5 protein-coding genes, 1 tRNA gene and 3 pseudogenes are annotated in these 8,083 nt (G+C 60.3%); 6 read left to right on the top strand and 3 right to left on the bottom strand.

The genetic code is table 11. From position 1 onward, the window contains the following. Positions 1 to 1,381: pseudogene (istA, locus tag RMO18_RS11125) on the top strand (IS21 family transposase); the annotation flags it as partial. Between the two features lie 156 nt (positions 1,382 to 1,537). On the opposite strand, the gene RMO18_RS11120 reads toward istA, so the two are convergent. Next, entirely contained in the window at positions 1,538 to 2,128 is a 591-nt protein-coding gene (locus RMO18_RS11120; RefSeq protein ID WP_309665938.1) for a flavodoxin family protein, read from the bottom strand. Positions 2,129 to 2,475: 347 nt separating this feature from the next. On the opposite strand from RMO18_RS11120, the pseudogene RMO18_RS11115 reads away from it, so the two are divergent. Beyond that, positions 2,476 to 3,533 (top strand): annotated as a pseudogene (locus tag RMO18_RS11115) (IS5 family transposase). 274 nt (positions 3,534 to 3,807) lie between these two features. On the opposite strand, the gene RMO18_RS11110 reads toward RMO18_RS11115, so the two are convergent. Continuing rightward, positions 3,808 to 3,892 (bottom strand) — tRNA-Leu (locus RMO18_RS11110). Positions 3,893 to 4,115: 223 nt separating this feature from the next. Between RMO18_RS11110 and RMO18_RS11105 the strand changes: the two genes are divergently transcribed. Continuing rightward, the gene (locus RMO18_RS11105; RefSeq protein ID WP_309665940.1) at positions 4,116 to 4,601 is read left to right on the top strand and encodes a Hint domain-containing protein; all 486 of its coding nucleotides are present in this window, start codon (positions 4,116 to 4,118) and stop codon (positions 4,599 to 4,601) included. 125 nt (positions 4,602 to 4,726) lie between these two features. On the opposite strand, the gene RMO18_RS11100 is transcribed toward RMO18_RS11105, so the two are convergent. After that, positions 4,727 to 5,620: a LysR family transcriptional regulator gene (locus tag RMO18_RS11100; protein ID WP_309665936.1), complete on the bottom strand. Its 894-nt coding sequence runs from the start codon at positions 5,618 to 5,620 to the stop codon at positions 4,727 to 4,729. Positions 5,621 to 5,729: 109 nt separating this feature from the next. On the opposite strand from RMO18_RS11100, the gene RMO18_RS11095 reads away from it, so the two are divergent. The 3 genes and pseudogenes from RMO18_RS11095 to RMO18_RS11085 all read left to right on the top strand — a co-directional run. Further along, positions 5,730 to 6,752, top strand: coding sequence for a D-cysteine desulfhydrase (locus RMO18_RS11095; RefSeq protein ID WP_309665935.1), 1,023 nt, complete (start codon positions 5,730 to 5,732; stop codon positions 6,750 to 6,752). 84 nt (positions 6,753 to 6,836) lie between these two features. Continuing rightward, positions 6,837 to 7,964, top strand: a complete 1,128-nt coding sequence (locus RMO18_RS11090) for a DegT/DnrJ/EryC1/StrS family aminotransferase (RefSeq protein ID WP_309665933.1) — start codon at positions 6,837 to 6,839, stop codon at positions 7,962 to 7,964. Then, positions 7,964 to 8,083, top strand: a pseudogene (locus RMO18_RS11085) (aspartate racemase); the annotation flags it as partial. The gene RMO18_RS11090 and the pseudogene RMO18_RS11085, both read left to right, overlap by 1 nt.

The following is an 8,083-nucleotide window of genomic DNA, read 5'->3' as shown; positions in this document are numbered from 1 at the left end:
GCACCTTCGTCCCCCTGGCTTTTCGCCCGGGGGAGGCGTTTCAGTTTGATTGGAGCGAGGATTTTGCCCTGCTCGGCGGCGAGCGGACGAAGTTGCAGGTCGCTCACATCAAGCTGTCACACAGCCGGGCCTTTCTGGTCTGGGCCTATCTGCTGCAAACCCATGACCTCAGCCATCGGGCTCGGACCGATGGCGCCACGATGGCTTCGATGTTTGACGCCCATTGGCACGGCTTCCGTGTGTTGGGCGGTATTCCGGACCGCGGCATTTACGATAACATGAAGACGGCGGTGGACCGTGTCGGCCGGGGTAAAGAGCGGCAGGTCAACGTCCGGTTCCTCGCCATGACCAATCACTATGTGTTCGAGCCCCAGTTCTGCAACCCGGCTTCGGGTTGGGAGAAGGGTCAGGTTGAGAAGAACGTGCAGGATGCCCCCCTCTCGCGCATGCGGGCATGCGCTGCCGGGCAACGGGCCGCGTCTTTGGCTGCCGATGCCGAACTTTCCCGATCTGGCAGCCCTGAACGCCTGGCTGGAACAGCGCTGTATGGAATTGTGGCGAGAGATCCCGCACGGCGCTCTGCCCGGCACGATTGCCGAGGTCTGGGCCGAGGAGCAGGCCGCATTGATGCCGCTGCCGCAGGCTTTTGACGGCTTTGTCGAGAAGAGCAAGCGGGTGTCGCCGACCTGTCTGATCAGCTTTGACCGCAATCGCTACAGCGTCCGGCGTCTTTCGCGAACCGCCCGGTCAGCCTGAGGATCTATCCCGAGCGTCTGGCCCGAGCGTCTGGCCCGAGCGTCTGGCCCGAGCGTCTGGCCCGAGCGTCTGGTTGTCGCCGCCGAAGGCCAGATCCTTTGCGAACACGCGCGGCTGATTCAGCGGTCTCATGATGTGCCACCGCGCACGATCTACGACTGGAGGCACTATCTGGCTGTCGTTCAACGCAAGCCCCCCTCTCACGGTTTGCCAGCAAACCGTTGCCGGGCAACGTGCGCGCTTCGCAATGGTGCCAAGTTCGCGGAATTGCCCAAGGGGTTGAGGAAGTTGCAGGATCACATGTTGCGCAAGCCGGGTGGTGATCGCGAGCCTCTCGGCGATGCTTGCATCGCCTGCCGGCTAATGGATGGTCGACATCCTGGCATCGGTTCTGCATCACGATGAACAGGCCGTGTTGACCGCCGTCGAACTGGCACTGGAAGGCGGCGTGCCGACCAAGACCCATGTGCTGAATCTGTTGCACCGGCTGATTGATGGCAAGACCATTGATGGCCCCACCCTCGACACCCCGCAGGCCCTGATCCTGAAGCACGAACCCAAGGCGAATGTCGCCCGTTATGACGGCCTGCGCGCCCAGATCGCCGGAGGCCGCCATGCGTCATGATCCTGCCGCGGCGGCCGTCGTCATGCTCAGAAGCTTGAAGATGTATGTCTGGCCCAGGCTGTCACCAACCTGGCCGGAACGGAACCGCGACAGGTCCAGGACCACTTTTCAGGAGGCAGACCATCACCATGCGAGGAGGCAAGAGATGTGCCGGTATCACCTGCTCCCGACCCACTGCCGGATCTCGTCAGCCAATTGCTCAAGAATGGCTGTTGTCCCGGCGGGGAGCGGGTCCGGAAACCGTTGCTCGGGATACGCGAGCGTTCCCCCCAGATGGACCGGCTGGACGCAGGGCATCTCATGCTGTTCGAAAAACTTGATCATGTTGTCCGCGCATTGGCGTACACTCGGGTCGTCCGCGGGATCGGTGGCGCCGTTGACGATGACCGCTCCGAGTTTTCCTTTGAGCGGCTGTCCGTCGCGCCACAGGGGATCCGATCTGTTGAGCAAGACGACGCCCAGGGCCGGCGGCATTCCGAAGCAGGTGGGAGAAGCCATCACAATCACGTCCGTCTCTTTCATAAGTGACAGAACACGATCGATCCCGTCGCCGTGGTATCCGAACGATTGATAACACTGCTCGCACCCGAGACAGTCGATACGTTCATCAGCTAGACGCACCTGTTCCACGACCTTCACCCGCCGGTCTCTCTCGAGCGAGCGAAGAACCTCGCCGAGCATCCGCCCTGAGTTACTGGACGCGCGTGGACTGCAGTCTATCCCAATGATGGTCGTCGCTGCGTCCATGCGAGGAACCCTGCTAAGGCGTGACAGATCGACACCGAATGGGGCGGGGCGATATGGCAGTATCCCCAACGATGCCTTCAAAGTCAACGATACTCGCTCTTTACAGTTCAGCGTCTTAGCCGAACTCAGCCGATTGCGTCAGACGGCCCTCGCCCGAAGGAATACGACCAAACTGTGCAAGTCGCCTGACTGCGGCCTAGGCCGGAGGCTTACCCTACTTCTTCCGATTCTCATCAAGCAAAACGGCGAGACGGTTTGCAAAAAGCTTGTCGATCGTGCGCGTCACGGGGATGGGCTCTGTTGCACAAATCCGATGACGGATTCATCTCGTGAATCCAGCGTGATAGCTGTGGTGGACGAGCAGACCGAACACACCGACCTACAAGACCCTGAACTGGCCCGCGTATAACAAGGCGCTCAAGCGCCGGGGGTCGCTGACGATCTGGTTCGATCCTGACATGGCGTGGGCGGCGAAGCCGACCGGCCAGCGTGGTCGACAGCCCGTCTACAGTGGTGAGGCGGATCAGAAAACAGTCCGGGGGACTGTTTTCCCGACGAACGCCGTCCAGACCTGCCTGACGATGAAGGTCCTTTCGGCCTGGCGTTGCGACAGACGACCGGGTTCGTCGAGAGCCTGCTGCAACTGATTGGCTTGCACTGGATGATGCCGGACTTCAGCACCCTCAGCCGCCGCCAGAAGACCCTTGCGGTGAACATCCCGCATCGGGGCTGACAGGGTCCGCTGCACCTGCTGATCGACAGCACTGGCATCAAGGTGGAGGGTGAAGGCGAGTGGAACGCCCGCAAGCACGGCGGCACCAAACGCCGTGTATGGCGCAAGATCCACCTCGGAATTGATGAGGAAACGCCGGAGATCAGGGCGGTCGAGGTCACCAGCAGCGACGTTGGGGATGCGCCCATGTTGCCTGAGTTGCTCGACCAGATCCCTCCCGGCGAGGAGATCGCCAGCGTCACCGCCGATGGAGCTTATGATACCCGCAAGTGTCACGATGCCATCCGTTGCCCGGCAACGGTTTGCTTGCAAACCGTGAGAGGGGCCGAACGAGGTGCTGCCGCCGTCATTCCACCCCGCAGGAATGCGAAACCCTGGAAGACCGTCACGGCAGGTGCGCTCGCCATTGTCCTCGGACCAATGGCGGACAATGGCTCGCCGCGCAACGAAGCGCTGCGGGCGTCGAAATACCTCGGCCGCGCGCTCTGGCGACGATGGAGCGGCTACCACCGCCGGAGCCGCGTCGAGACAAAGATGCATTGCGTGAAACTGCTAGGGCAACGCCTCATGGCGCGGGACTTCGACCGTCAGGTCGCAGAGTTCCAGGTCCGTGTTGCCGTCTTGAACGGCTTCAACGCGCTCGGTATCCCCGTCACAAAGGTCGTGGGGTAGGTCTGTCCGGGGAAAGGGAAGTTCCGGCCGTTAGCTGATTTGTGCAACAGAGCCGGTTGCGACGGTTCCGTAGCATCGCAACCGTGCATCCTGGTCGAATGGATGGGCCGGGTCTGTCGACTGCTCTGAGTTGGGCAAGAACAAGCCGACCGGCAACTTGGTCCATCAGCACGTCCGCAAGCTACCAACGCGCGACTGAAGGGGGGACAGCAAGGGGGATCGAAAAAGAAAAAACCCTGCAACCATTTAAGATTGAAGCGTTTTTCTGGTATTTTGGTGCGGGTGGAGGGACTTGAACCCCCACGCCTTGCGGCGCCAGAACCTAAATCTGGTGCGTCTGCCAATTTCGCCACACCCGCATCACCTTGCGCCCGATAGGCGAACAAGAGCGATGACCTTCTAGCAAAGACGCGGTGGCAGAGCGAGGGGTGAAATTACGCAGCTCCACCCAGACACAATCTCGCCGCAACGCCATCTCGATGTCACCACATCTGCCCTAAAATCAACGCCTGCCGATCCCAAGCGGGTCACAAATCCGGGCCATCACAACTGCAGATGAATGCACAAGGTTGAGTGGCACAGATGGATGGTCAGACCAGAGTTGTCATTGTTGACGCCGGTGCCCGCGGACAAAGCTCCCGGGGAGTTCTGGCTGGTACGCATGTCCAGACCCTCGACGGGCTGCTGCCGGTGGAATTTCTTGAACCGGGGGACCGGATTGTCACCCGTACCGGTGCGGTGCGCCTGGTCGCCATTTCATCGTCAGTGCACAAAGACGCTACGCTGGTTCGCATTTGTGCGTCGTCGCTTGGGTATGATCGGCCAGAGGTTGACCTTCTGGTCGCGCCCGGTCAGCAGATCATGATACGCGACTGGCGTGCCAAGGTGCTTTATGGCGCCGAAGTCGCAGCAGTTGCAGCATCACGTCTGATGGATGGAGACTTTGTCAGGGCAGAGCGTCTGCCGTTCGCACGCCTGTTCACCCTGCGCTTCGAGTCCGCACAGGTGATCTTCGCCGAGGGGCTGGAGCTGGCTTGCGATCAAGCGGCGACCGCCACGGTACGCTGATCCGCGACCGTTGTTGTGAAGGGTCGGCGGCGGCGCTTTGCAGGGCAGGCCGAACGACAACTGCCGAACTACACTCAAGCCTTCGCCAGATTTTTTACCTTTGACCAAGTTGCCCGGCGCCCGCCTTACTGATCAAGAAGCTGCGACCATAACGCGGTTCCCGCCATGCTGGGACTTCCCTGCAGCCGCATCGCACTGACCTGCAGATCGCACGCCGGCAACTCTGACGATACATCGATCAGGTCTCCGACGGCGATACGCGCGCGCGCCAGAGACTCTGGTACCCAAGCAACACCGATCCCGGCTGCGGCCATTTCCACCGCCGCCAGCGTCAATGCGGTTTCCACCTTTTGCGCATGATGTGCGCCCGCATCCAGAAAGGGCAGGATCTTTCGTTCCATTACTTTGCCGAAAAACACGTCCGCCGGATAGGCAATGTAGGGGATATCGGGTCTCTGGCGAGCACTGCCAGACAACTGGGAAAGCGGGGTGTTGAATACGGGAATGAACCGGTCCGCGCCGATGGTGATAACTTCAAGAAAGTCGGCGTTGAAATCGCTCGCTTCGTCAGGAAGCCGGTAAACAATTGCAACATCGGCCTGGCGCGACAATAATAGCCCGGTGCATTCGTCAAGATTGGCCGAGCGCAACCGAACATGAAGACCTTCACGCTGGGCGCAAAGCTGCTGCAGAATCTTAGGCAGGCGGACCGTGGTCAGCGAATGCTGGCAGGCGACCACGACCTTGTTGCTGGTCATCCGCTCGCCCCGGCGCAGATCGACAAGCAATTGTCTGAGCGCAGAGGACAGCACAAGAATCTGTTCGCTTTGCGCCAGCGTCGTCGGTTGCAGCCGGATCGGCTTGTGGCTACGGTCGAACAATTCCACGCCGACATAGTCTTCGATCTGTTGAACACGACGAGAGAAGGCTGATTGGGTCAGCCGGCGTCGCGCAGCTGCACCACTGAAAGATCCGGTCTCACCGATGGCCAAAATGTCTTCCAACCATTCCAGCCGCATGGCACCTCCATAACTTGCAATCTTTGCATGGTACTTCAAGAATTTCGCATTTGATAGGCAAAACTTTCTGTGTGACTGTCGAAGAATACAAGTTAGTCAAGGAATTGCCATGCATCTCGCCCGTTTCCCTCGCGTTCATCTGGCGCATCTTCCCACGCCTCTGGAGAAGATGAGCCGACTTTCAAAGGAACTGGGCGGGCCAGAAATCTGGATCAAGCGCGACGATTGCACCGGCTTGTCGACCGGCGGTAACAAGACGCGGAAGCTGGAGTTCCTGATGGCCGAAGCGCTGGCCATGGGCGCAGACACCGTGATGACCCAGGGCGCCACCCAGTCGAACCACGCGCGCCAGACGGCGGCATTTGCGGCCAAACTGGGCATGGCCTGTCACATCCTGCTGGAAGATCGCACCGGTTCGAACGACGCCAACTATAATGGCAACGGCAACGTGCTGCTGGACCATCTGCATGGCGCAACCACGTCAAAGCGCGCCGGTGGCCAAGACATGCAGGCCGAGATGGAACAAGCGGCAGAACGGCTGCGCGCCATGGGGCGCAAGGTCTATCTCATTCCCGGCGGCGGATCGAATGCCACGGGGGCGCTTGGCTATGTAAACTGCGCTTTCGAGCTGGTTGGTCAAGCCAATGACCGCAGCCTCGTGATCGACCATCTGGTCACGGCGACCGGGTCGGCGGGGACGCAGGCGGGCCTGATCACCGGCCTGAAAGCAATCAACGCTCGCATCCCGCTGCTTGGCATCGGCGTGCGTGCCCCAAGGGAGAAACAAGAACAGAACGTTTTCGCCTTGGCGCTGAAGACGGCCGAAAAGCTGGGTTGCCCCGATGTTGTGATGCGCGAAGATGTGGTGGCCGACAGCAACTACGTAGGCGTCGGATACGGCATCCCACGCGAAGATACACTGGAGGCAATCCGGATGTTTGCGCAACTTGAAGGCATCCTGCTTGATCCGGTCTATTCCGGCAAAGGCGCAGCTGGGCTGATTGATTATTGCCGCAAAGGTAAATTCAAGAAGGGCGAACGGGTGGTGTTCCTGCACACCGGCGGGTCAGCAGCACTGTTTGGCTATGACGCCGCCTTCGCCGAAAGCAACAAAGCGCTTGTGGTAGCCTGACCAATGGCACGGGCGCGCTTTGAAAGAAGTTTCACCCAACAGACGCCTATACCGAAAAGCGGTATCGCGGCGGCGGTTGCGGTCATGCGCTGGGGCCGGTTGCACAGGTACAACACCTTGTCGGGCCAGCCCAGTGAAGCAATGCTGCTGGAACGCGAGTTTGCCGATTGGCAGGGGGCTAAGTTCTGTCTGGCGGTAGCATCTGGTGGGCAGGCAATGCAGATTGCTCTGCGTGCCTCGGGCGTGAGACCGGGCGATCAGGTGCTGACCAACCGCTTTACGCTTGCGCCGGTGCCGGGATCTATTACGGCAGTTGGTGGCAAGCCGGTGCTGGTGGAAATCACACCGGATCTGGTGATCGACCTTGATGATCTGGCAGCCAAAGCCCGCAGCAGTGGCGCGCGCCATCTGCTGCTGTCTCATATGCGCGGCCATCTGTGTGACATGGACCAGCTGTCACAGCTTGCTGACGATCTGCGGCTGACAGTGATCGAGAATTGCGCCCATACAAGGGGCGCGCGATGGTATGGAAAGGCGTCCGGCGCATTCGGATTGGCGGGGTGCTTCAGCACCCAGACCTACAAGCACATGAATTCCGGCGAAGGCGGGTTGCTGAACTCGGACGACGCCGATTTCATGGCAAGGGCAACGATGCTTTCAGGCTCCTACATGCTTTATGACCGGCATGGCGCGGGGCCGGATGCGGGAAATAATGACACTATCCGTCTGAAAACCCCCAACACCTCGGCGCGGTTGGACAATCTGCGCGCTGCCCTGCTGCGCCCGCAGCTGCGTGACATTGGGCAAAACATCGCCGTGTGGAACCAGCGTCACGATCTTGTAGCGCATCGTTTGGCAACGTATCCCAGCGTCCGGATGGCCAAACGCCCTAAGGCCGAACAGTATGTCGGCTCATCCCTCCACTTTTGCCTTCCGGGCATTGCACCGGCGAAGGCGGCGGGGTTGGTCGAACGGTTGGCCGATGTCGGGGTCGAGCTGAAATGGTTCGGCGCGGTGCATCCTGCCGGTCTCACGTCAAACCACCACAGTTGGCGCTATGTCACCGCTCAAAGCCTGCCACGGACCGAGGCAATTCTGGCGGGTCTGTTCGACTTGCGGTTGCCACTGACATTTGATCTGGACGACTGCGCGGCACTGGCAGATCATATTCTGGATGCAATTGCCGCGATGGACACACAGGTGCCCGCATGATGCTTCGTGTCGGGATACTCGGCGGAATGGGGCCATTGGCCACGATCCTTGTGATGCAAAAGGTGCTCGCGGCAGTGCAGGCCCACGACGATGCCGACCACATCCCGCTGATCGTCGAT

It is taken from the genome of Tabrizicola sp. (genome assembly GCF_031377265.1).
GTDB lineage: Bacteria > Pseudomonadota > Alphaproteobacteria > Rhodobacterales > Rhodobacteraceae > JAUYQR01.
The sequence above is the reverse complement of the archived record's forward strand: the minus strand, read 5'-3'. Positions and strand labels throughout refer to the sequence as shown.

Coding starts and splice junctions, on each gene's coding strand:
- RMO18_RS11120 (WP_309665938.1), bottom strand. CDS start 2,128: ATGGACGCAGCGACGACCATCATTGGGATAGACTGCAGTCCACGCGCG.
- RMO18_RS11105 (WP_309665940.1), top strand. CDS start 4,116: ATGGATGGTCAGACCAGAGTTGTCATTGTTGACGCCGGTGCCCGCGGA.
- RMO18_RS11100 (WP_309665936.1), bottom strand. CDS start 5,620: ATGCGGCTGGAATGGTTGGAAGACATTTTGGCCATCGGTGAGACCGGA.
- RMO18_RS11095 (WP_309665935.1), top strand. CDS start 5,730: ATGCATCTCGCCCGTTTCCCTCGCGTTCATCTGGCGCATCTTCCCACG.
- RMO18_RS11090 (WP_309665933.1), top strand. CDS start 6,837: ATGCGCTGGGGCCGGTTGCACAGGTACAACACCTTGTCGGGCCAGCCC.